The sequence below is a fragment of the Peribacillus sp. R9-11 genome (assembly GCF_031345095.1).
Lineage (GTDB): Bacteria > Bacillota > Bacilli > Bacillales > DSM-1321 > Peribacillus > Peribacillus butanolivorans.
This window is the reverse complement of the sequence record NZ_CP133763.1, coordinates 426,843-446,423: the sequence shown is the minus strand read 5'-3', so window position 1 is coordinate 446,423 and position 19,581 is coordinate 426,843. Positions and strand designations below refer to the sequence as shown.

Genomic DNA, 19,581 nt, shown 5'->3' with positions numbered 1-19,581 from the left:
TGAGGCAACCAACCTTTTTTATATCTTTAATTTGAGGAGGCAATTCCTTGAAATACAAAATGAAGACATTAAAAACATTCCTTTTTTTAATAACTGTTATCGGGTTTGTCTCAGGATGTTCCGGAAATTCGAATCAAATAGATAATAATAAAAACTTGAATATTTCGAAGGTACATACTAGCAGTCCAATAAAGCAATCCGTGGCCAATCAAGCTAAAGATAGGCTATTAGCAGAGGAAGAGGTTTCGGATGTAAAAGCCGTAAATAGCGATAAGGAATTGTTAGTGGCAGTCAAAGTAGATAATTTTGATCGTTTCCGTTTAAAGAGCGTTAAAAAACAAGCACAATCAGACTTAGAAAACATGTTCCCAGATTATAAAATTCTTATCTCAACTGACCAAAAGATGTTTTTAGAACTTGACCAGTTGGAACAAAAGCTCGAAAAAGATAAGACTAAGATGGACTCACTGAAAAAAGACTTCAAAGAAATCAAAAGTTTAATGAAGGAACAGACGTAGATGGAAGAGGTGATACAAGCATGTCAAATAATAAAAAGAAAAAATTAACCCCTGTCCAACAAGAATATCAACAACTTCAAACCCAACTGGAAACAAAAAGACCAGTACTACTAAATTGCATTAAAGCTTTTATAACAGGTGGAATCATTTGCCTTATCGGGCAGTTTATTCAAAATATTTATATTCATTACTTTGATTTCACAGATCAAACGGCTGGGAACCCCACTGCAGGAACGCTAATTTTCATTGCTATGCTTCTTACTGGATTTGGAGTGTATGACCGAATCGCTCAATTTGGGGGAGCTGGATCTGCAGTACCGCTTACAGGATTCGGGAATGCTGTCATATCAGCCGCTATTGAACATCGAACAGAAGGATTTGTTTTAGGAGTTGGTGGTAATATGTTTAAATTGGCAGGCTCCGTCATCTTATTCGGCGTTTTTTCCGCTTTTATTGTTGCTCTGATTAAAACAATTCTTATTCAATGGGGTGGTTTATAATGCTGACGGGTCATCGTACATGGGTTTTCGATCAAAAACCTGTCATACTCTCCACAGGAACTGTCGGGGGACCATTTGAAGCTGAAGGATTACTTGCAGATGATTTTGATTTACTTCATTCCGATTTATGGATAAATCAAGATTCCTATGAAAAGGCTCACAAAGTCCTCATAGAAGAAGCAAGTACAAAAGCAATCGAAAAGGCTGGCCTTCAAAAAGATCAGATTCAGTTTTTCCTTGGCGGCGACCTCATTAATCAAATAACACCTACAAGTTTTGCCTGTCGAACTTTGGGTACACCCTATCTTGGCTTGTTTGGAGCGTGTTCTACCTCTATGGAAGGACTTGCTCTCGGCGCTTACCTTGTTAACACCAAAGGAGCGGATTATCTGTTAACAGGTGCTTCTAGTCATAACACCGCTGTTGAAAAGCAGTTCCGTTACCCAACTGAATACGGCGGTCAAAAGCCTCCCACTGCCCAATGGACCGTTACGGGTGCAGGAGTTGCCTTATTAAGTAGTTCCGGAAAAGGCCCTCGAGTTACTTCAGCCACAATCGGCCGGGTCATTGACATGGGATTGACCGATCCATTTAATATGGGAGGAGCCATGGCTCCAGCAGCTGTCGATACAATTGAGACCCATCTAAGAGAACGAAACATCGACCCTTCCTATTATGATTTGATTGTAACTGGAGATTTAGGAAAGATTGGGCAAAAAGCTTCATTAGAATTATTTAAAAAACATGGAACCCCTATACGTGAAGAACAGTATAAGGATTGCGGATTAATGATTTATAGAGAGGGGCAACCAGTTTTATCCGGAGCCAGTGGACCAGGATGTTCAGCAACGGTTGTATATGGGCATTTATTAAACCGCATGAAAAAGGGAGATTTCAAACGTATGTTAGTCGTAGCTACCGGCGCATTATTATCTCCTCTATCCTTTCAGCAAAGCGAGACGATTCCATGTATCGCCCATGCCGTTTCGATTGAATATGGTGGTGAATAGCAATGATGATTTATTTTTGGGCTTTTGTTGTAGGAGGCTTTATTTGTGTAATCGGGCAAATAATGTTTGATGTATTCAAGCTAACACCCGCCCATACATTAAGTACCTTTGTTGTCGTAGGTGCTCTTTTAGATGGGTTTGGTTTATACGAACCATTTATTGATTTTGCAGGTGCAGGCGCAACGATCCCCATTACAAGTTTCGGGAATTCGCTTGTGCATGGGGCAATGGCCGAGGCAGAAAAGCATGGCTTAATTGGTGTAATTTCAGGAATGTTTGAAGTAACTAGTGCCGGGATATCAGCAGCAATTATTTTCGGAATGATAGGAGCTATTATTTTTAAACCAAAAGGATAAGGAGAATATAGGATGACTATTGCATCTGAAGTGAAACAATGTGTCGCCAGCCTTAAGGGTGTAGAAGCTGGTTTATCTAGCCTTGCACTCCGAACTCAAGATGATGAATCGAAACGTATCCTGCATGAAACGATGATGGTAGTGAATGAAGTGATGAAGGATGTACACAAGCGAGTTGGAGAATTAGAACGAGAGGAACCACAATATAAGGGTTTTTGATTAAACCTATGATTTGCAGGAGGTGCTAAGTAATGCCTGAATGGTTACAAATCGTTTTACGGTCACTATTTTTTTTAATTGTCCTTTTTTTAATCACAAAATGGTTAGGTAAAAAACAGATATCTCAGCTTTCCTTTTTTGAATATGTAACTGGCATAACCATCGGGAACGTTGGGGCAGAGTTAGCCACAAAGGTTGAAGGAAGTATTATAAATGGGGTGCTTTCTATTCTCGTTTTTGCACTCGCACCTTTTATAGCAGGATTAATTTCTTTGAAAAGCAAAACTATTCGTGATCTTGTGGAAGGAAAAGCCTCAGTGTTTATTAAAGATGGAAAAGTCATGGAAGACAATTTAAAAAAGGAAAAGTATACAACTGATGAATTGTTAGGGTTACTTCGAAAGAAGGATGTCTTTGATGTAGCTGATGTTGAGTTTGGTTTGTTAGAAGCAAACGGTGACTTTTCTGTTATGTTAAAAAAGCAAAATCAACCTTTAACAGCAAAAGATTTGAATCTGGCAGTTGCTTCAGTCAAGGAGGCTCAGACTGTCATTATGGATGGAGAAATCCTTGATGAACCACTTTCCACGATTGGCCTAAACCGAAATTGGTTGAAAACCGAATTGGATAAGCTAGGCGTAACCATCGAGAATGTCTTTCTTGGACAAGCAAATTCCAATGGTGAATTAAACGTGGATCTTTTTGATGATAAAATTAAAGTGCCATCTCCACAAGAAAAGCCTTTGATGCTCGCAACTTTGAAAAAATGCCAAGCAGACTTAGAGTTATTTGCCCTTGGAACTGAATCAAAGGAAGCTAAAGAAATGTATAGCAAAAATAGTGAAAAATTGCAAAAGGCAATTGACCATGTAGCCTTCATCTTAAAAAACTAATTTATTTTATACTTTTGGGTTGATAAGAAAATTTAATCCCTCACTTTCATAAGTGATGTAATCAGTCCAATAATGACAATCGTCAGACATGAAAAAAGAAAAATTCTCATACCTAAGATAAAGACGGCAGCTGTAATAATGAGTGTATCGATGACAATAATAACTATAGCAATATCTATGGAGGAAGATTTGGAAATGAATTTTGCTAACAAATCTGTTCCTCCGCTGCTTGTCTCATATCGAAGCATAAGCCCTATGCCCAGCCCAATGATAGCTCCGCCAATTAACGAACTACTGAGAATGGAAATAGAAAATGCCTTTTTTAATGGACTCAACCAATCCATAAAAAGAGAAGTCAAAAGTAATCCATGGATGCTGCTATAGAAAAGGTGACGTTCATAGTACCAAGCATATATAAATAAAGGAATACTAAGAACTAACATGGATAACCCCGTTTGAAAGCCCAAAAAATAATGAATAATAAGAGCAATTCCAATAACACCGCCATCTATTAAATGATACGGAACTAAAAACCCATTAATTCCAATACCTATCAAAAAGCTACCAACAATTACAGCCATCACTTTTTGGAATTTAATAAAATCACCTTACCTCCCATTCGATATTCGATATTCCATAATATATGTCCAAGTTAGAACGTCAAGAATATACTTGTAAAAGATTTTTTTCCTCAGCACCCTTACTACAATTTTTGACACCACATTGAAAAAGCAGAGCCCTTAATGGGTCCTGCTTCATCATCTCTATCTAACAAAGACACTTATATAAATCAATATAAAATAAGCCCAGTCCAATGACTGGGCACTTACACCATTATTTCAATTCTAACAACACTACATTTTCAACATGTGTAGTCATCGGGAACATGTCAACAGGTTGGATATCAACTGCTTTATATCCGCCTTCTTCTAAAATATGAAGGTCCCGTGCCAAGGTTCCTGGGTTACAAGATACATAAACGACCTTTTTAGGTTTCATCTCAATGATTGTGTTTAGAAGAGATTCTTCACAACCTTTACGAGGTGGATCAACAACGATGACGTCTGCCATGTTACCCTTTTGATACCATTCAGCAATGACGTTTCCTGCATCACCAACGATGAATTCTGCATTTGTGATTTCATTTAATTCAGCGTTGCGGCGTGCATCTTCAATCGCTTCTGATACAACTTCCACACCAATAACCTTTTTCGCTTTTTGTGCTAAGAATAATGAAATGGTACCAATGCCACAATAAGCATCAATCACCGTTTCTTCGCCCGTTAGACCAGCATAATTAAGTGCTTTATCATAAAGAACCTTCGTTTGATCTGGATTAATTTGATAAAAGGATTTTGCGGAAATCGCAAATTTCACGTCACCGATCAAATCATAGATTACTTCGTTACCCCATAGCAAAGTCATGTTGTCGCCCAAGATAACATTTGTTTTCTTCGAATTTACGTTTTGGACGATTGATTTCACCTGTGGAAGACGTTCAACGATTTCCTTCACGATTGTTTCGATGAAAGGGATACTTTTCGTTCTTGTAACGAGTACTATCATCAATTCGCCTGTTTGCTTGCCATAACGAGCCATAATGTGACGCAATACACCTTTATGGGTTTTTTCATTGTAAGCAGGGATACCAAGTTTACTGATGATTTCTTTTACAACTTGAACAGCTTCACTAATCACTTCATTTTGGATAATGCTTTCTTTCGTTTCTACAATTTCATGTGTCCGTGGTTTAAAGAATCCCGCTATTAGCTTGCCGTCCTTTTCACCAACAGGCACTTGGGCTTTGTTACGATAATGAGTTGGGTTTTCCATACCAATTATCGGGTGTACCTTCACATCCTCAAGTTTTCCAATGCGAGTCATCACTTCACGGACTTGTTTTTCTTTGAATTCCAACTGTCCTTCATAGCTCATATGCTGTAGCTGACAGCCACCGTATTTATGAAAGTCTTCAGTTGTAATCTCAACTCGATACGGACTATTTTCTATAATCTCCATCAAACGTCCGAAGCCATAACCTTTATTTGTCTTCATTACTTTAACTTTTGCCTTTTCACCAGGAAGGGCGTTCTGAACAAAGATCGGATAGCCATCAACTTTAGCTACTCCAGCTCCTTCGTGCGTTAAATCTTCGAATAAAACCTCTATAATATCATTTTTAGCAACGGGTGCTGTTTTTTTCATATCATCTTCTCTTTTCTTTTATAAGCTAGCCTGTATTTTACCACATTCAGAGCCTTGCCACAAAACGACTCACCAATTTACATTGGTTTTCATAAAATAATAGTAGAAGGAATTACGTTTTTTCATAGTTCCATGTATAAAAGCGAGGTAAAAAAAGAAAAATAAGGAAAAATAGATGAGGTGAAGAAATGGGTTTGTTTAACTCTATATCTGCCTGGAATGCAAACAGGCTAGAAAAACATCGAGTAAGCATGGAGGAAAAGGGCCTCTGTCCGGATTGTTATGGGCGAGGATACAGCTCTTTCGTACCAACGGAATATCATTTTTCCGATATACACGACTGTCCCGGCTGCAACGGAACCGGAGTTTATGCTGATTGGGCTGCGATGAACGGACAGCAAATGTAGATCCCATTCCACTAAGAAAAGTTCAATGAATGGTGGAAGAAGAGATATATCAAAAACACACGTAAAAAGGACCCCCTGTTAAACAAGGGGTTCTTCTAATTTTTTTACCATATATCCAAATTCATAGCCACTTATCATAATGGTTTTTATTTTCTTATATCCTAACCTGTTATAGAGTCGATTTGCCCCTTCATTCACATCTTCAACGACTAAAGAAACCCTTGGGTAGCCTTTTTCCTTAGCATACTCCTCAACATATTGAATCAGTGCACTTCCAATTCCTATCCCTTGAAAATTCGGGTCAACACATAATGTATCCAGATAAAAGTCATCACTCTCTGCTTCCTTGTCGAGTGTAATACTCGAATCTTTCATTTTCCGCCGTAATCTTTCAACTATTGGTTCATCTAACCCTTTAGCATCTTTTCCATGATAGGCAATGATCAGTCCAGATACTTCCCCATTATGTTCACTAACGAAGGTATTTTCATAGCTGATTCGATTTCCACTTTTTCTAAAAAAGTCGGCAAGAACGGCGAGTATTGTTTCTTCTTCTGTTTCGCCAGTTAACTCCTCGGCAATTTCCTTTATCGCAAGTCGTGTTAATACTGCTGCCTTTTCTGCGTCTTCTGGTGTCGCTCTTCTGATGTACACGTTACCCATTCTCCTTGCTAGATTAAAATTAAAAGGCCACCCACTTTAGTGACCTTCTTTTCATTATTTATTTGTTGGATCGTCCGGCAATATTCCTTCCGGGATGAATACATCAAAATGACGGTACTGGTTTACGAATTCAGCTGGGGCCATGCCACCAAATTCCCCGTCCAAATTAAGCATCATGTCTTTTTTGGCAGTTACTTTGATCCGATTTGCTTTTTCATAAATGACATTTTTATCATGTATATGTTCACCGCGCATTGCCAAAGTTACGACTCGGACAATATCAGCAAGATTTGCCTTTTTCAAAATAAGTAACGTGAACATGCCGTCATTAAGGGATGCGTCTGGTGCGAGTTTTTCGAAGCCACCGACCGAATTTGTATTGGCGACTAAAAATAGCATAATCTCGCCTTCGAAAAGCCTTCCATCATATTCGATTGAAACTTCTGTCGGCTTGATAGAAGGTAGCATTTCAATCCCTTTAATGTAGTAAGCTAGCTGCCCAAGCATTGTTTTCAGCTTGATTGGCACGTCGTAGGTCAATTCAGTCAATCGACCCCCACCAGCAATATTGATGAAATATTTATCATTCATTTTTCCAATATCGATTGGCATCGTATGCCCACTGGCAATAATATCAGCTGCCCCTTCGATTGACTTCGGTAAATGCAGTGCCCGCGCGAAATCATTCGTCGTTCCTGTCGGAATAATTCCTAGTTTTGGGCGCTTTTCTGCAGTGGCCAGTCCATTAACAACCTCATAAATCGTTCCGTCGCCTCCTGCTGCAATGACAATATCATAGCCGCGTTCAATGGCAATTTTAGCTGCATTCGTTGCATCACCAGCACCGGTCGTCGCATGTGTAGAAGCCTCATATCCAGCTGCTTCAAGCTTTGCAAGCACCCCTGGTAAACTCTTCTTAATGGCTTCCCGGCCTGATGTCGGGTTGTAAATCAACCTTGCTCTTTTCATTTCCCATCATCCTTATACAAATTGATTCCATAAATTACATATTAATCGTTCACTACATGAAAAGCAATATTCGAAAAAAAAGAGGACCGCATTTCGGCCCATTTCTTTATATGCTTTTTCTAGAAATCTTATCAGGGAAATTATAAAGCTTTTTACAATTTTATTCTAGTAAATGGTTTAAAATTATGGGTAATGAACATTCACTTTATATGTATCGAAGACAGTTAAGATATGATTCCCTTTTCCAGACTTTAGTGTACCATTCTTTTTTTCAGTTTTTTCAGTGCCTTCTTCATTCGTGTCTTCTTCTTTTATCTCGGTCGTTTTCCAGCTATTTTCAGGCCCCTCGAGCTCCTCGACACCTTTTGCTTCAATCTTGATATCACTATTTTCTTGAAGGTATACGCTAAGGTAGCCGCTATCTTTTACACTCCAATTACTTAAAAGCTGTCTTGGCTTTAAGACAAGATCCGTGCTTTGTCCATTAATCTCTAATGATAATTCAGCAGGGATAATAAGAGTAGCCTTGAGATTCGTCCTGCCTCCGCCTAAAAGGCTATTTTGAACCGGTAAATCCTTGAAGCTGATATAAAGTGTATCACCGTTTCTCTCAACCATTAAATAATCTTCCGTCTTTTTCAACAGGGATTCAGCATCTACTGTTACAAGCTCATCATATGTCCCGAATATAGAAACTTCTTCATCGGTCCCACTTTCAACCGTCAATGGGTATGATCCAGAATCTAGAACGACCCTCTGAATGTCTTTTCCAGCCTTTTCATTGAACCCAGGTAAATTCACTGTTTTTTCTTCGCTTTGCACGGCTGCCCTGACTTGATCCATTATTCCACTTGATGTCAGCAGAATTAAAACAATTCCCGTCGTTCCAAGCAATCCTACGAAAAGAATACTAAGAATATCATATTTTACAAAGGAACTTTCTTTTCTGGAAAAATAGATATAGAAGAGAATTTCCACTCCCAAAATAATGAAAAGCAACGGCCACCAAGAAAGAAGAATCGTCGTCATATTCATATTTGCGATTTGAGAAATCAGTAAAATCATACCTAAACCAACCAGAGAGACTCCCATTGAAATTGTTCCGACTCTCCATGTTCTCATTTTGTCTCCTCCTTGTCTCTCGCTTTTTTACTTCCAGCTAACAATTTTATTCCTCCACCTATAAGAAGGATACACACGAGTCCTTTTTGAAAATAATCTCTAAACCAATATTCTAAGTTGCTTCCAACCCATTCATCTAAATGAGGTGCAATTGCCGGAACGATAATGTTACTTGCCAAGAAATAAATTCCTAGCCCCACCAAACCAAGGCCTACCCATTTTTGCTGATTGACAATTCCCGAAATTATGGGCGTATCTTCAACAGGACCCTCTTCCATTTTAGCCGCTTTTTGTAATCCATCAAAAAAGCTGTAAAACCAGATGATCGGAATAAGGAAAAAGAAGAATCCTAAACGGAGTAAATCCAATATATAAATGGCGAATAAAAAGCCGGCCATTAATTGGATTCCGCGTTTTTGCAGCCCTAAATATAAATGACCTGCCCCAGGGAAAATGGCGAATAAAGTCGCGACCGATTTACTCTTCTTCCCAGATTCCCGTCTCTCCTCGAAATCTTCCAACACGGTCCGATCAATAAGCTCCTCACCCCTTTGCTTTTTATTCAGCTGTTGAACAGAATCAAAAAAACTGTAAATCCAGATAACTGGCAATAAAGCCATGAATATTAGCAGACCTTCCATTTGTGTCATCACACTGATGAATATCACCATAATGCCAAGGCCTAAAAAGCCAATTAGAAAAATAAGTCCCCGATTCATGAGGCCGAGCTGAAAATGTCCGAGACCAGGCACGAATGAAAGGACAATTACATAGAATCTTTCTGCTTCCGGCTGATCCACTATTCCCCCTGCATCCGTTTCGCTTTTAGGATTTCTTAGAGAGGTAACTACCAAGTCAAATATACTGATGAAATAAAACACCATTCCTATAATGGAAAAGGCAAGAAACGCTTCCAATTGACTAATCAATGTAAGAAAAAAGCCTCCCAGCCCTAATCCAAGCGTGGCTAGAAAATAAAATAAACCTTTATATCTCCTACCTAGGTAAAAATGACCAAAACCCGGAAGAAATGATAACAAAAAAGCTAATATCGGACTTTTATTCATTTCTAAACCCCTCCTTATTTTTCTTTTCAATAGAGTCCATCCAATTAAATGTTTTATCAATAAGACCATCGGTTAAGGTCTGAGTTTCCTTTACAGTACTGGATTCTACAGAATCAACGTATTCAGTCAGGGATTGAAAAACTCCGGCTGCCATTAATAGAATCGTAAAACCAGCGGCAATCAGGTAATGTCTTGTAATCGTCCGAAGAGATTTTTCTTTTCTGATTTGCTTAACCTCTTCATTAGATACTTCATTTAGTTGAGCAATCGAGCTCATAACAGAATCTGCTATATCAAGTTCTTCAACGAGCAGACTAGATTCAGCTCTTTCCATCGCCTCCATATAGACTGTTAAACACTCGTCACAGGAGTATAAATGATTTTCATATTCTATTTTTAGATTATCAGGCATTTCATCCGCCAAATAAGCAATCCACCCTGCTTCAGAAACATGGTTCATGAAAAATCCTCCTCTTTCCAATGTTTTCTCATCCAATTCCTTGCCCGATATAGCTTTACCTCAACAGATTTGACTTGAATCTGCTGTTCCTCTGCAATTTGCTGGAATGTTTTTTCTTGTATGTAATAGCCATACACAACGTCCCGATACCCCTCCGGAAGGTCATTCAGCTTCCGTAATACTTGCTTTCGTTTTTCATTTCGAAAAAACACTGCCTCAACATCATCAGATAGGCCTAAATGAGCTTCCGAAGGCTGTACTTCATGTGATTCTTCCTTTTGCCTTTCTCGTTTTCTCTTCAAATCTATTGCATGATTGACGGCAATACGCGTAATCCATGTTTTAAAACCTTGATTTTTATATTGAGGAAGAGAAGTATAGATTTTGATAAAGACTTCCTGGGTGACATCTTCTGCATCCTTTTGATTGCGTAAAACGGAATAGACGGTTCTAAAAATCGTCTCCTTATACGTTTCTATCAATATCCGGAAAGCATGATCATTTCCACCTCTCACCTTCTCCACTAACTCATCTGTCACTTCTCTCCCCCCTTTCATTTAAGCATTCATGTAATAGACGACACAAAAAGGAGTTACCCCTACAGATAACTCCAAAAAAAATATAAAATTAATTTCTCACTTATAAGTTCCAGTATTTCCTCGTAAAACTCTTTTGATAACCATATGAAAACCGCATCACTTAGAAAGTGATACGGTCAATTATTAACGTTTATTGATTTCTTCAACCAAAATTTTATTAACAAGTTGTGGATTAGCTTGGCCTTTTGTCGCTTTCATAATTTGTCCGACAAGGAAGCCGATTGCTTTTTGTTTACCAGCTTTAAAATCTTCAATTGATTGCGGGTTATTATTCAAAGCTTCTTCAACCGCTGATCGTAATGCACCTTCGTCAGAAATTTGGACAAGTCCTTTTTCCTTAACGATCGTTTCTGCGTTACCACCGTTTTCGATCAACTCTTTGAATACCTTTTTCGCGATTTTAGAAGAAATTGTACCATCTTCAATCAGTTTGATCATTCCTGCCAATGATTCAGCAGTCAACGCCATATCATGCAGTTCTTTCCCTTCTGCGTTTAAGAAAGCAGAAACCTCACCCATGACCCAGTTCGATGCAAGTTTCGCATCCGCACCTGAAGCAACTGTTGCTTCAAAGAAATCAGCCATTTCTTTTGTTACCGTTAAAACAGCAGCATCATACTCTGGTAAACCAAATTCTTCAACGTAACGTTTTTTTCGTGCATCTGGAAGTTCTGGAATCTCCGCAGTAATGCGTGCTTTCCATTCTTCGTCGATATGGATAGTCAATAAATCTGGTTCCGGGAAATAGCGGTAATCATCAGAGCCTTCTTTAATACGCATTAGAACTGTTCTACCTGTAGCTTCATCGAAACGTCGTGTTTCCTGTTCGATTACGCCGCCTTCATTCAATACTTCTGCTTGTCGGATTTCTTCATGCTCCAACCCTTTACGAACGAAGTTGAATGAGTTCAAGTTTTTCAATTCAGTTTTCGTACCGAATTCTTTTTGCCCAACTGGTTTCAAGGAAATGTTAGCATCACAGCGAAGTGAGCCTTCTTCCATTTTACAATCGGAAACACCCGTGTATTGAATAATGGATTTCAATTTTTCCAGATAAGCATACGCTTCTTCAGGAGACGTGATATCCGGCTCGGATACGATCTCAACAAGCGGAGTACCTTGGCGGTTGTAATCACAAAGTGAATAGTTCCCTTTATGTGTCAGCTTACCAGCATCTTCTTCCATATGAATACGTGTAATGCCGATTTTCTTTTTCTTGCCACCGACTTCGATTTCAATCCAGCCATGTTCACCGATTGGCTGATCGAATTGAGAAATTTGGTAAGCTTTCGGATTGTCTGGATAAAAATAGTTTTTCCGGTCAAATTTCGTGATTTCTGCCACTTCACAATTTAGCGCGATAGCAGCTTTCATTGCAAAATCAACAGCCTTTTTATTGACGACAGGCAATACACCTGGATAGCCAAGATCGATTACAGTCGTATTGCTATTTGGAGAGGCACCGAATTGGTTCGGGCTCGATGAGAAAATTTTTGAATCTGTTTTTAATTCTACGTGTACTTCTAGACCAATTACCGTTTCAAAGTCCATTTTTTTCACCCCTTACAGCTTAGGAAATTGTTTATGAAAATCTGTTGCTTGCTCAAATGCGTGAGCAGCGCGGTAAATCGTGCTTTCATCAAAATGCTTCCCGATCATTTGCAGACCAAGCGGTAGACCATTAGCAGCGAAACCACAAGGTACGGAAATACCTGGTACGCCAGCAAGGTTGACAGGAATCGTTAAAATATCATTCGCATACATCGTTAATGGATCGGCAACTTTTTCACCGATTTTGAAAGCTGGTGTAGGTGTTGTCGGTCCAACGATTACATCATATTTTTCAAATACATCTTCAAAGTCTTTTTTGATCAATGTACGCACTTTTTGAGCCTTTTTATAATAAGCATCATAATAACCAGAGCTTAAGGAGAAAGTTCCAAGCATGATACGGCGTTTTACTTCGTCACCGAATCCTTCCGATCGAGTTTGCTTGTACATTTCAATTAAGGTTTCTGCATTATCTGTACGGTGACCGAAGCGAACGCCATCAAAACGGGAAAGGTTTGCCGATGCTTCTGATGAAGAAAGCAGATAGTAAGCAGCTAGAGCATATTTGGAATGCGGCAGGGAAACTTCTTCCCATACAGCTCCAAGTCCTTCTAATACTTTTAAAGCTTCAAGTACAGAATTACGTGCTTCTTCCCCAACACCTTCACCAAGGTATTCTTTAGGAACTGCAATTTTCAACCCTTTAACATCGCCTGTTAATGAATTCACAAAATTCGGTACGTCTAAGTTAGCAGATGTGGAATCCATTGGATCGACGCCTGAAATCGCTTCAAGAAGGTATGCATTATCTTCAACCGTTCTTGTCACCGGACCGATTTGATCTAATGAAGAAGCAAAGGCTACAAGTCCGAAACGGGAAACCCGTCCATATGTAGGCTTTAAGCCGACAACTCCGCAGTATGCAGCTGGTTGGCGAATCGATCCACCTGTGTCAGAACCTAATGAGAATAAGACTTCACCAGAAGCGACAGATGCAGCTGAACCACCTGAAGAGCCACCTGGTACATAATCCGTATTCCATGGATTGCGTGTTGCCTGATATGCTGAGTTCTCATTTGAAGAACCCATCGCAAATTCATCCATGTTCAATTTTCCAATTGTCACCGTTTCTGCCTGCTGTAACTTTTGAACAACGGTTGCATCATAGATTGGATCAAAGTTCTCCAAAATTTTGCTCGCACAAGTTGTCCGTAAATTTTTAGTAACAATATTATCCTTCACACCGATTGGCATGCCAAATAGGGCGCCTTGGCTCTCGCCTTTTACTAATTGGTCATCCAATTGTTTTGCTTGGTTGCGGGCGTTTTCTTCATCTAATGTCAAAAATGTCTTCACCTTGTCTTCTACTTGTCCGATTCGCTTATACGATTCGTTAACAAGATCAGTAACGCTGATCTCTTTATTATGTAAACGTTGATGAAGCTCGGAAACTTTTTGTTCGAACAACGACATCATTGTCCCTCCTTATTCCATAATGGCTGGTACACGGATATATCCTTCTTTGCTATCCGGTGCATTCTTAACTACTTCTTCTACTGGTAATCCTGGTTTTGCAACATCTTCGCGCATTACATTTTTCATATCCAAAACGTGAGAAGTCGGGTTTACCTGATCCGTATCAAGTTCATTCAACTGCTCCGCAAATGAAATCATTTGTTCAAGCTGATTCTGAAACTGTTCTGCTTCTTCTTCCGTAATTGCCAAACGAGCCAAATGGGCAACGTGTTTTACTTGTTCCATAGAAATTCGTGACATTCTCTTCACCTCCGAAAAAATATCCAAATCGACTAAAATAGTCGCTTTTCTCCATAAAATCATCGTTTAAATCATATCAAACTATTGCACAGTAAAGCAACAAGAGATACCATGTCGAAATTCAAATATTTCTTAAAGAAAAAGAAGTATTTTCCGGGAAATATGAGAAAGTTGCCGAAATTTCCGGGGAAATTCCAAGAAGGCGGTCAAATTAGTCAAATGTTCTCTATTCTTGAAAAAACCCTTCCTAAATAGGAAGGGATTACATTTCCATTAATATGCTTCTGAAGTCGTTTTTCCTTGCATATGAAGGATAAGATAATCGGGTCCTCCTGCTTTTGAGTCTGTACCTGACATATTAAAGCCTCCGAACGGCTGATAGCCTACAATCGCGCCCGTACATCCACGGTTGAAGTATAGATTTCCCACATGAAAATCATCACGTGCTTTTTCCATATGTTCACGATTATTTGTAATTACTGCTCCCGTCAGGCCATAATCCGTATTATTTGCAATCTCAATCGCTTCATCAAAGTCTTTTGCTTTCGAAAAAGCAACAACTGGGCCGAAAACCTCTTCTTGCATGAGCCGGGCATACGGATCAAGATCGGCAATGATCGTTGGTTCAATGAAATAACCGGTTGTATCATCACCCTTTCCACCAGCGGCTAAACGACCTTCTTGTTTCCCAATTTCAATGTATTCCATGATTTTTTTATAAGCTTGACCATCGATGACCGGCCCCATGAAGTTTGCACCATCTTCTGGATCACCAACGGACAATTCCTTTGTCAGTTCTAAAGCACGCTCTAGCACCTGATCATATACTTCAGCAACAATGACCGCCCGGGAACAGGCAGAACACTTTTGCCCGGAAAAACCGAATGCCGAATTCACGATCGATTGAGCAGCCAATTCAAGGTCCGCTTCCTTATCAACTACAATCGTATCTTTACCACCCATTTCCGCAATCACCCGCTTCAGCCAAATTTGACCTTCATTCACTTTTGCGGCACGTTCATAAATTCTCGTACCTACTTCACGAGATCCTGTAAATGAAACAAAACGGGTGCGGGGATGATCGATAAGATAATCGCCTACTTCTGAACCGCTCCCCGGGACAAAGTTCAATACCCCCTTAGGCAGACCTGCTTCCTCCATCACCTCCACAAATTTAGCCGCGATAACCGGAGTAGTCGATGCCGGTTTTAACAGAACCGTATTTCCCGTTACGATGGCCGCAACAGTCGTTCCTGCCATAATAGCAAAAGGAAAATTCCACGGGGAAATAATAATTCCCACTCCAAGTGGAATATAATCATAGCGATTATTTTCATTCGGTCTGCTCTGTACAGGAATTCCGTCTTTTAATTTGAGCATCTGCCTTGCATAAAACTCTAAGAAATCGATAGCCTCAGCCGTATCACCATCTGCCTCATTCCACGGCTTGCCAGCTTCTTTCGTCAGCAAGGCCGAAAATTCATGTTTCCTCCGTCGGACAATAGCTGCCGCTTTGAACAGTATATCTGCCCTTACTTCAGGCTTTACCTTACGCCATGTCTGAAAGGTCGCATCCGCTGCCTGAACTGCCTTCTCAGCCAACTCACGATTGGCTTTCGATACATAGCCTATCACTTCTTCTTTTTTAGCTGGATTAATAGAAATAATTTTATTTTCTGTAGAGATTTTTTCTCCACCAATGACTAAATCATAATTCTGACCTAAGTATGTTTTCACCCTGCCTAACCCCTGTTTATACGCCTCGCTATTTGCCACTTGAGAAAAATCCGTAAACGGTTCATGTTTATACAATTGCACCAAAACAATCCCTCCCTGTTTTAAATAACTTTTCAACACTATCAATCTTATTCTAACCAAAACTGTTAAACTCTTCAAATTATGTATAAATAAGATAATATCATTCAAGAATAATAGCCAGGCATAAAGCCATTTTGTTAAGGTTACTCATGGCTAGATTTGTTCCAAATAAAAAAGATGAAGCTTGTTAAGCTTCATCTTTTTTTTATTCGTATATATGCACGGTTGGTTCGTCTTGATTTGCCTCGCGAACAATAAGTGCTTCGGGTCCATTTACAGAAGTGATCGATACTTGTACTGCAATATATTTAGGGAAACGTTCCATTACAAGACCAGCCACATATTGTGTAAAGCCAATCGCTTCTGAGTTTCCATAAAATTGGATAGGGATATCGATGTTCAAGCTTTGTAATTGGTCATCCATATAAAATGCCCTGCCAATAACTCCATTAAAGTTAGGGAAATATTCTTCAACATCCTCTTTAAAATTTGTGAATGTGTTGACGTCATCCCTATATTTTTTTTCTGCACTTGCCGAAGGGAATAGGAAGTATTCTTCGTTTAAGTTTGTCCATTTTCCAATATTGTTAGAGTTTTTCCCTATATTCGTATAGGAAATAAAATTCCCAGGCACTACAGAGGATTTTTCATTTTGCTCAAACAAGGCAATGGTAATCGGAACATTTTTCAGCTTGTCCATATTACGCAATCTTTTTAAGACTTCCTCAGCAATTTTCTCCCCTTCTTGTTTTAGTTCTTTACTATCAATTTTCTTTTCATAGGTTGCCCCGTATGCTTCTTTTTGATAGTAATGGACTGAATTTAGGGCAAGGCCTATTACAACTCCACCAAGGCTAACTGTGCTATCCTTTGATTTCACCAAATAGTTATGTTCTAAAATATGAGCCAGGTAAATTGGATTTTCCGCATTCCGCTTATCAATGTCACCTGTACCTGAATCAACTGGATTTAAACCTACGTTATCACTTTCTTTCTTGTTCTTTTCTTTCAACTGGCTTTTTGTATATTTTCTGTTCAACCAGGATGATATCTTGGAACTGTCGAGCATTTGCCCCTCTTGAAATAGGTATTCTTCCGGGTCAAATTGAGTTTGTGCCAACCGCATCAGTCCATTTTCAAACTCTTCGATATCATATCGAGTATTTAAATTCGAAACGACCAAACCGCGGGCTTTTGATGGCTCAAACGGAAGAATCGTTTGATAATATTCTTCCGAAATTTTATACTTCGGAATAATTGCTGTATCCTTTTCGTTTTTGGAGTCTTGAACTACCTCTTGCTTATCCTCAAAACTAGGTGCACATCCAGCAAGAAGTAGTATAAGAATCATCCCCAAAATAGAGTGTTTCCTCATAGCTACACCTCTTATTTTTTTAGTTCCTCAATCAGTCTCTCTTCATCCCATACGAGAACGCCTAGGCTTTCTGCCTTTTCTAGTTTGGAACCAGCATCTTCGCCGGCCACGACCAAATCCGTTTTCTTGCTGACACTTCCAGCAACGTTAGCTCCTAGCGCCTCTAATTTTTCTTTCGCTTCATTACGTGTTAGCTGATGCAGTTTCCCTGTCAAAACGACTGTTTTTCCAGCGAAAATGGAATCGATTTCTTCTATAGAAACAGCTCTTGCCCCTTTATAGATAAGGTTCACACCGGCTGCTTCCAACTCATTCAACAGTGCATGCACTTCCTCCAATTCAAAATATGCCACGATGGAATCAGCCATTTTTTCTCCAATTTCATTAATTGCTGTAAGTTCTTCACGGCTCGCCTTGCTTAATGCTTCCATAGTGCCGAATTCCCTCGCAAGGGTCTTCGCTGCTTTCGAACCAACATGGCGGATACCAAGGCCGAATAGTAATTTTTCTAGCGAATTGCTTTTCGAAGCTTCGATTGCCTGAAGGAGTTTATTGACGGATTTATCTCCCATCCGTTCCAATGCTATCACTTGATCGTATGTAAGCTTATAAATATCAGCTACATCCTGTATGAGCGCTTCCTTAAATAACTGGCTAATGACTTTTTCACCTAAACTGTCGATATTCATTGCTGTCCGTGATACAAAGTGAATCAAGCCCTCTCGGATTTGTGCCGGACATTTCGGGTTGATGCATCGCAGGGCGACCTCCCCGTCCAGTCGGACAAGCTCGCTATCACATTCTGGGCACTCAGTCGGCATCTGGAACTCGACTTCTTCCCCCGTACGACGTTCTGCTAGTACATTGACGACCTCTGGAATGATATCGCCTGCTTTTTTCACGACCACTTGATCTCCAATACGGATGTCCTTTTCACGGATTAAATCTTCGTTATGCAGCGAAGCTCGTTGCACAGTCGTTCCGGCTACCCGAACAGGGTCCAAAACAGCCGTTGGTGTCAACACTCCCGTACGGCCAACATTCAGCTCGATACCTCTTAGTGTTGTGATGACTTCTTCGGCTGGAAATTTGTAGGCAATCGCCCATCGCGGACTTTTTGCCGTAAAGCCTAGTTCATCCTGCTGTTCAAGTGAATCCACTTTTACGACAATTCCATCGATATCGTAGGCCAAGTTTGGACGTTGTTCAGTCCATTCTTCAATATAGGCAAGAACTTCCTCTATATTCGTACAGGTTTTTCGTTCCTTATTTGTTTTAAACCCTAGTTCATCCAATAAATCTAGACCCTCGCTGTGAGAACGAACCCCTGTTTCACCTAAATCAGCAATCGCATAAAGGTATACATCCAAGTTCCGTTTCGCAGCAAGTTTTGGGTCAAGTTGTCTCAAAGAGCCAGCAGCTGCATTACGAGGATTTGCAAAAGGTTCTTCCCCGCGTTCTTCCTTCGCCTTATTTAGAGATTCGAATGATTTTTTTGGCATGAATGCCTCACCACGCACTTCTATGGCGATAGGCTCCCGTACCTTCAAAGGAATTGACTTGATTGTTTTCAGGTTTTCGGTAATATCTTCACCAATTGTTCCGTCTCCTCGGGTTGCTCCTCTTACGAAATATCCATTTTCATATTGAAGTGTGACGGCAAGTCCATCTATTTTCAATTCACATACATAGGAAAAATTGTCACCTACAGCCTGTCGGACCTTTCTGTCGAAATCGCGTAAGTCACTTTCATTGAAAGCATTACCTAGGCTAAGCATCGGTGTCGTATGCTCCACTTTTTCGAACATATCCAGGATGGCCCCACCGACCCGCTGTGTTGGAGAATCGGCTGTTTTCAGCTCGGGAAATTTCTCTTCATACTCAATTAATTCACGTAAAAGCCGATCATATTCAGCATCAGGTACGGATGGCTGGTCCTTCACATAATATTCATAGCTATATTGGTTCAATAAAGTTTGCAGCTCAAGAACAATCTTCTCTGCAGCTTGTATGTCCATACGTTCAATCCTTTCTAAAGAAGACTCCACCGCACTTCATCTTAGAAGAGCGGTG

The 19,581-nt window shown here is 39.8% G+C and carries 21 protein-coding genes; 7 read left to right on the top strand and 14 right to left on the bottom strand.

Annotated features, from left to right (window positions below; translation table 11 throughout):
- Positions 1–47: 47 nt before the first annotated feature.
- The 6 genes from RE409_RS02180 to RE409_RS02155 are packed head-to-tail and all read left to right on the top strand — an operon-like array spanning position 48 to position 3,496.
- Positions 48–518, top strand: a complete 471-nt coding sequence (locus tag RE409_RS02180; RefSeq protein ID WP_201183218.1) for a YhcN/YlaJ family sporulation lipoprotein — start codon at positions 48–50, stop codon at positions 516–518.
- 20 nt (positions 519–538) lie between these two features.
- Positions 539–1,018, top strand: a complete 480-nt coding sequence (gene spoVAC, locus RE409_RS02175) for a stage V sporulation protein AC (RefSeq protein ID WP_201183220.1) — start codon at positions 539–541, stop codon at positions 1,016–1,018.
- Positions 1,018–2,028 carry a stage V sporulation protein AD gene (gene spoVAD / locus RE409_RS02170; protein WP_053344234.1) on the top strand — a complete coding sequence of 337 codons (1,011 nt, stop codon included), beginning with the start codon at positions 1,018–1,020 and terminating at the stop codon, positions 2,026–2,028. The genes spoVAC and spoVAD overlap by 1 nt, the downstream gene beginning before the upstream one ends.
- Positions 2,029–2,033: 5 nt before the next feature.
- A complete protein-coding gene (spoVAE, locus tag RE409_RS02165) occupies positions 2,034–2,384 on the top strand; it encodes a stage V sporulation protein AE (RefSeq protein WP_053347930.1) in 351 nt (116 codons plus the stop codon).
- Positions 2,385–2,396: 12 nt separating this feature from the next.
- On the top strand, positions 2,397–2,603 hold the full coding sequence (locus tag RE409_RS02160) for a DUF1657 domain-containing protein (RefSeq protein WP_053344233.1): 207 nt from the start codon (positions 2,397–2,399) through the stop codon (positions 2,601–2,603).
- A 32-nt stretch (positions 2,604–2,635) separates the two neighbouring features.
- Positions 2,636–3,496: a DUF421 domain-containing protein gene (locus tag RE409_RS02155; RefSeq protein WP_201183222.1), complete on the top strand. Its 861-nt coding sequence runs from the start codon at positions 2,636–2,638 to the stop codon at positions 3,494–3,496.
- Positions 3,497–3,528: 32 nt separating this feature from the next.
- On the opposite strand, the gene RE409_RS02150 is transcribed toward RE409_RS02155, so the two are convergent.
- A complete protein-coding gene (locus RE409_RS02150) occupies positions 3,529–4,077 on the bottom strand; it encodes a YitT family protein (protein WP_201183224.1) in 549 nt (182 codons plus the stop codon).
- 253 nt (positions 4,078–4,330) lie between these two features.
- Positions 4,331–5,701: a 23S rRNA (uracil(1939)-C(5))-methyltransferase RlmD gene (gene rlmD, locus RE409_RS02145; protein WP_201222339.1), complete on the bottom strand. Its 1,371-nt coding sequence runs from the start codon at positions 5,699–5,701 to the stop codon at positions 4,331–4,333.
- A gap of 188 nt (positions 5,702–5,889) precedes the next feature.
- Here rlmD and RE409_RS02140 point away from each other — a divergent pair, with 188 nt between their 5' ends.
- Positions 5,890–6,108, top strand: coding sequence for a hypothetical protein (locus tag RE409_RS02140; RefSeq protein WP_053344229.1), 219 nt, complete (start codon positions 5,890–5,892; stop codon positions 6,106–6,108).
- Positions 6,109–6,186: 78 nt separating this feature from the next.
- On the opposite strand, the gene RE409_RS02135 is transcribed toward RE409_RS02140, so the two are convergent.
- From RE409_RS02135 to ligA, 12 genes are all read right to left on the bottom strand, one after another.
- Positions 6,187–6,762, bottom strand: a complete 576-nt coding sequence (locus RE409_RS02135; protein ID WP_201183228.1) for a GNAT family N-acetyltransferase — start codon at positions 6,760–6,762, stop codon at positions 6,187–6,189.
- A 63-nt stretch (positions 6,763–6,825) separates the two neighbouring features.
- Positions 6,826–7,740: a diacylglycerol kinase gene (locus tag RE409_RS02130; protein WP_201183229.1), complete on the bottom strand. Its 915-nt coding sequence runs from the start codon at positions 7,738–7,740 to the stop codon at positions 6,826–6,828.
- A 183-nt stretch (positions 7,741–7,923) separates the two neighbouring features.
- Positions 7,924–8,862, bottom strand: coding sequence for a hypothetical protein (locus tag RE409_RS02125; protein WP_201183230.1), 939 nt, complete (start codon positions 8,860–8,862; stop codon positions 7,924–7,926).
- Positions 8,859–9,929 (bottom strand): hypothetical protein, encoded by a 1,071-nt coding sequence (locus tag RE409_RS02120; protein WP_201183231.1) that lies wholly within the window; start codon positions 9,927–9,929, stop codon positions 8,859–8,861. The genes RE409_RS02125 and RE409_RS02120 overlap by 4 nt, the downstream gene beginning before the upstream one ends.
- Positions 9,922–10,389 carry a hypothetical protein gene (locus RE409_RS02115; RefSeq protein ID WP_201183232.1) on the bottom strand — a complete coding sequence of 156 codons (468 nt, stop codon included), beginning with the start codon at positions 10,387–10,389 and terminating at the stop codon, positions 9,922–9,924. The genes RE409_RS02120 and RE409_RS02115 overlap by 8 nt, the downstream gene beginning before the upstream one ends.
- Entirely contained in the window at positions 10,386–10,928 is a 543-nt protein-coding gene (locus RE409_RS02110) for a sigma-70 family RNA polymerase sigma factor (RefSeq protein ID WP_309558432.1), read from the bottom strand. The genes RE409_RS02115 and RE409_RS02110 overlap by 4 nt, the downstream gene beginning before the upstream one ends.
- Before the next feature lie 183 nt (positions 10,929–11,111).
- A complete protein-coding gene (gene gatB / locus RE409_RS02105) occupies positions 11,112–12,539 on the bottom strand; it encodes an Asp-tRNA(Asn)/Glu-tRNA(Gln) amidotransferase subunit GatB (protein WP_309558431.1) in 1,428 nt (475 codons plus the stop codon).
- Positions 12,540–12,551: 12 nt separating this feature from the next.
- Positions 12,552–14,012 (bottom strand): Asp-tRNA(Asn)/Glu-tRNA(Gln) amidotransferase subunit GatA, encoded by a 1,461-nt coding sequence (gene gatA / locus RE409_RS02100; RefSeq protein WP_309558429.1) that lies wholly within the window; start codon positions 14,010–14,012, stop codon positions 12,552–12,554.
- A gap of 12 nt (positions 14,013–14,024) precedes the next feature.
- On the bottom strand, positions 14,025–14,315 hold the full coding sequence (gene gatC / locus RE409_RS02095) for an Asp-tRNA(Asn)/Glu-tRNA(Gln) amidotransferase subunit GatC (RefSeq protein WP_053344220.1): 291 nt from the start codon (positions 14,313–14,315) through the stop codon (positions 14,025–14,027).
- 273 nt (positions 14,316–14,588) lie between these two features.
- Positions 14,589–16,136, bottom strand: coding sequence for an L-glutamate gamma-semialdehyde dehydrogenase (gene pruA / locus RE409_RS02090; RefSeq protein WP_309558427.1), 1,548 nt, complete (start codon positions 16,134–16,136; stop codon positions 14,589–14,591).
- A 202-nt stretch (positions 16,137–16,338) separates the two neighbouring features.
- Entirely contained in the window at positions 16,339–17,508 is a 1,170-nt protein-coding gene (locus RE409_RS02085; RefSeq protein WP_201183236.1) for a CamS family sex pheromone protein, read from the bottom strand.
- 11 nt (positions 17,509–17,519) lie between these two features.
- Positions 17,520–19,526, bottom strand: coding sequence for an NAD-dependent DNA ligase LigA (ligA, locus tag RE409_RS02080; RefSeq protein ID WP_201222345.1), 2,007 nt, complete (start codon positions 19,524–19,526; stop codon positions 17,520–17,522).
- Between the last annotated feature and the right edge of the window lie 55 nt (positions 19,527–19,581).

What these genes read in the sequence shown, in the direction of transcription:
- spoVAC (WP_201183220.1), top strand. Translation starts at nt 539, where the DNA reads ATGTCAAATAATAAAAAGAAAAAATTAACCCCTGTCCAACAAGAATAT.
- spoVAD (WP_053344234.1), top strand. Translation starts at nt 1,018, where the DNA reads ATGCTGACGGGTCATCGTACATGGGTTTTCGATCAAAAACCTGTCATA.
- spoVAE (WP_053347930.1), top strand. Translation starts at nt 2,034, where the DNA reads ATGATTTATTTTTGGGCTTTTGTTGTAGGAGGCTTTATTTGTGTAATC.
- RE409_RS02160 (WP_053344233.1), top strand. Translation starts at nt 2,397, where the DNA reads ATGACTATTGCATCTGAAGTGAAACAATGTGTCGCCAGCCTTAAGGGT.
- RE409_RS02155 (WP_201183222.1), top strand. Translation starts at nt 2,636, where the DNA reads ATGCCTGAATGGTTACAAATCGTTTTACGGTCACTATTTTTTTTAATT.
- RE409_RS02150 (WP_201183224.1), bottom strand. Translation starts at nt 4,077, where the DNA reads ATGGCTGTAATTGTTGGTAGCTTTTTGATAGGTATTGGAATTAATGGG.
- rlmD (WP_201222339.1), bottom strand. Translation starts at nt 5,701, where the DNA reads ATGAAAAAAACAGCACCCGTTGCTAAAAATGATATTATAGAGGTTTTA.
- RE409_RS02140 (WP_053344229.1), top strand. Translation starts at nt 5,890, where the DNA reads ATGGGTTTGTTTAACTCTATATCTGCCTGGAATGCAAACAGGCTAGAA.
- RE409_RS02130 (WP_201183229.1), bottom strand. Translation starts at nt 7,740, where the DNA reads ATGAAAAGAGCAAGGTTGATTTACAACCCGACATCAGGCCGGGAAGCC.
- RE409_RS02125 (WP_201183230.1), bottom strand. Translation starts at nt 8,862, where the DNA reads ATGAGAACATGGAGAGTCGGAACAATTTCAATGGGAGTCTCTCTGGTT.
- RE409_RS02120 (WP_201183231.1), bottom strand. Translation starts at nt 9,929, where the DNA reads ATGAATAAAAGTCCGATATTAGCTTTTTTGTTATCATTTCTTCCGGGT.
- RE409_RS02115 (WP_201183232.1), bottom strand. Translation starts at nt 10,389, where the DNA reads ATGAACCATGTTTCTGAAGCAGGGTGGATTGCTTATTTGGCGGATGAA.
- gatB (WP_309558431.1), bottom strand. Translation starts at nt 12,539, where the DNA reads ATGGACTTTGAAACGGTAATTGGTCTAGAAGTACACGTAGAATTAAAA.
- gatA (WP_309558429.1), bottom strand. Translation starts at nt 14,012, where the DNA reads ATGTCGTTGTTCGAACAAAAAGTTTCCGAGCTTCATCAACGTTTACAT.
- gatC (WP_053344220.1), bottom strand. Translation starts at nt 14,315, where the DNA reads ATGTCACGAATTTCTATGGAACAAGTAAAACACGTTGCCCATTTGGCT.
- RE409_RS02085 (WP_201183236.1), bottom strand. Translation starts at nt 17,508, where the DNA reads ATGAGGAAACACTCTATTTTGGGGATGATTCTTATACTACTTCTTGCT.
- ligA (WP_201222345.1), bottom strand. Translation starts at nt 19,526, where the DNA reads ATGGACATACAAGCTGCAGAGAAGATTGTTCTTGAGCTGCAAACTTTA.